This is a genomic window from Fretibacterium fastidiosum (assembly GCF_000210715.1).
Taxonomy (GTDB): domain Bacteria; phylum Synergistota; class Synergistia; order Synergistales; family Aminobacteriaceae; genus Fretibacterium; species Fretibacterium fastidiosum.
The window spans coordinates 1,969,670-1,971,839 of the sequence record NC_021038.1 but is presented as its reverse complement, the minus strand read 5'-3'; the positions used below and the strand labels follow the sequence as shown (position 1 = coordinate 1,971,839).

General features: G+C 70.9%; 4 protein-coding genes. All 4 read right to left on the bottom strand.

The window, feature by feature from the left end; all coding sequences use genetic code 11:
- Positions 1 to 355: molybdopterin-binding protein (locus tag SY1_RS09015; RefSeq protein ID WP_243440648.1), on the bottom strand; the 355-nt coding region annotated here is incomplete at its 3' end.
- A 5-nt stretch (positions 356 to 360) separates the two neighbouring features.
- Positions 361 to 717: a phosphatidylglycerophosphatase A family protein gene (locus tag SY1_RS12665; protein ID WP_341523897.1), complete on the bottom strand. Its 357-nt coding sequence runs from the start codon at positions 715 to 717 to the stop codon at positions 361 to 363.
- Positions 718 to 1,136: 419 nt separating this feature from the next.
- On the bottom strand, positions 1,137 to 1,913 hold the full coding sequence (locus SY1_RS09005) for an ABC transporter ATP-binding protein (RefSeq protein WP_015556837.1): 777 nt from the start codon (positions 1,911 to 1,913) through the stop codon (positions 1,137 to 1,139).
- The coding region (locus SY1_RS09000) for an iron chelate uptake ABC transporter family permease subunit (RefSeq protein ID WP_208873526.1) at positions 1,910 to 2,170 on the bottom strand (261 nt) is incomplete at its 5' end. The genes SY1_RS09000 and SY1_RS09005, both read right to left, overlap by 4 nt.

Below are 2,170 nucleotides of genomic sequence, written 5' to 3'. Positions count from 1 at the left end.
ACTGGGTGTCGCGGGTCCTCTCAGAGAGCAGCCGCCTCTCCCCAAAACAGCGGCCGACCACCTTATCGTACAGCGAATCGGACCTGAGGGGACACCCCAGGTAGCGCGCGAGGGCGGAGCGCGTTCGGTCGTCGTGGGTGGGGCCGAGGCCTCCCGACAGGACCAGCAGGTCCGTCCTCCCCACCCATCGGCCGAGGACGTCCAGGATCGCCTCATCCCCGTCGGGGATCGTCTCCAACCGCTCCACGGTCCAGCCGGCATCGTGCAGATGCCGGGCCAGAAAGGCGCAGTTTTCCTCCCGCCTCAACCCGCCGAGAAGCTCATCGCCGACGGCCACCAGCACCGCGGAGTTCATTCGCCTCACCTCCCAAGCTCGACCACGAGGCCGTACAGCCATCCAGACCGCAGAAAACAGCTGTTCAACGCCTGAAGGAACAGGTTCACCATGGCGCCGCCGACGAGGTCGTCCGCCATGATCCCGACGCCGCCCGGAAGGCGCTCCGCCGCCGAGACGGGAAAGGGTTTGAGGATGTCGACGATCCGGAACAGGAAGAAGCCCGGCAGGATGAAGGAGCGATGAGGTGCGCCGCCAGGAGCCCGGCGCGCAGGTGTGCAGCTCGCGCGCCGTGGCCTCCAGGAAGACGCGCGGCACCCTCCCTCCGGCGGCCTCCCGCCTCGCAGCAGCCTCCTGCCGGATCGCCGCCCTGGTCGCCTCAAGCCGCTCCACGCCCGATTCGGGGTCCAGGCCGAGGATGCCGGCCAACGTCCGCAGGTAGTCCGCAAAGCCGTCCCAGGAGGGTGGGTCGATGGACTCCACCCGGACGCCCGCCCGCTGCAGCACGTCCGCGAGGCCGGGGTTCGCGCGCTGCGTCAGGCCCCGCATCAGGACGACGTCCGGCGAGAGCGCCAGGATGGCCTCAGCCCCCGTCTGCTTGGAGAAGCGCGGGAGGTTCGGGAGAAGGTCCGCGTCGTCGTTCTCCGACAACCCCACCAGCGACTCCGCCCGCCGAGGGCCACCGCGTTGTCCGAGTGCCCCGGATAGAGCGAAACGACGCGAAGGGCCAGCGCAGGCGCAGCGAGGCCGGGGGAAAGAACAAGGGTTAACATCAGGAAAAAGAACAGCAGGGACCGTGTCATCACTCGCAGAGAGCGCGCCACATCACGTCCCCCCTTTCTGATCGGTAAGATAGAAACGGCGCGCCGTAGAGGGACTCCAGGACGCGCCCGTCCAGGGCCTCGACGGGCCCCTGAGAGCAGAACCGCCCTTCCTTCAGGGCCAGGTAGTCGTCGATGAAGGGAAGCGCTGCATTGACGTCGTGTACCGCGGCGGCCACCGTCCGCCCCTCCCGCGCCAGCTCGCGCAGCAGGCCCAGGACGCGAGCCGCCTGATGGGGGTCCAGGGCCGAGGTGGGTTCGTCCAGCAGCAGCACGGGGGGGTCCTGGACCAGCGCGCAGGCCAGGACCACCCGCTGCGCTTCGCCGCCCGACAGCGACGTCACGTCGCGCGACAGGAGGGAGCGCACCCCCACGCGCTCCGCCGCAGCCTCGATGAGCGCCTCGTCCTCCGCGTTCAGGGGTCGGGCGGGGAACCCGCGGTGGGGCAGTCGCCCCATCCCGATGACCTCCCAGACGGAGAAGGGGTAGAGCGGGCGAAAGTGCTGCGGCACGACGCCCACCAGCCGCCCGAACTGCCGCCGGGAGACGCCCCGCACCTCGCGCCCCAGGAGCGTCAACCCGCCGCCGTAGGGCAGGAGGCCGGCCATCGTGCGCAGGAGCGTGCTCTTGCCGCTGCCGTTGGGGCCGATCAGCGCGGTGAACCGCCCCGAAGGCAGGTCCGCGGTGAGGCCCCGCAGGACCCTCCGGTCCCCGTAGCCGGCGGTCAGGTCCGCGAGGCGAAAGCAGGCGGCGCTCATGACCGCCGCCCCCGCCGGATCAGGAGCCAGCAGAAGAAGGGCCCGCCAATCAGCGCGGTGAGCACGCCGACGGGCAGCTCCCCAAGGGCCTGAGCCACGCCGTCCGCCGCCGCCAGCAGGCAGCCTCCGGCCAGGAAGGAGAGCAGGATCAGCGGCCGGTGCGCCGGGCCGACGGCCAGCCGCAGCAGGTGCGGCACCACGAGGCCCACGAAGCCGATGATGCCGAAGAAGCTCACCGAGGCCGCAGCGCCCAGGGA

Coding starts and splice junctions, on each gene's coding strand:
- SY1_RS09005 (WP_015556837.1), bottom strand. CDS start 1,913: ATGAGCGCCGCCTGCTTTCGCCTCGCGGACCTGACCGCCGGCTACGGG.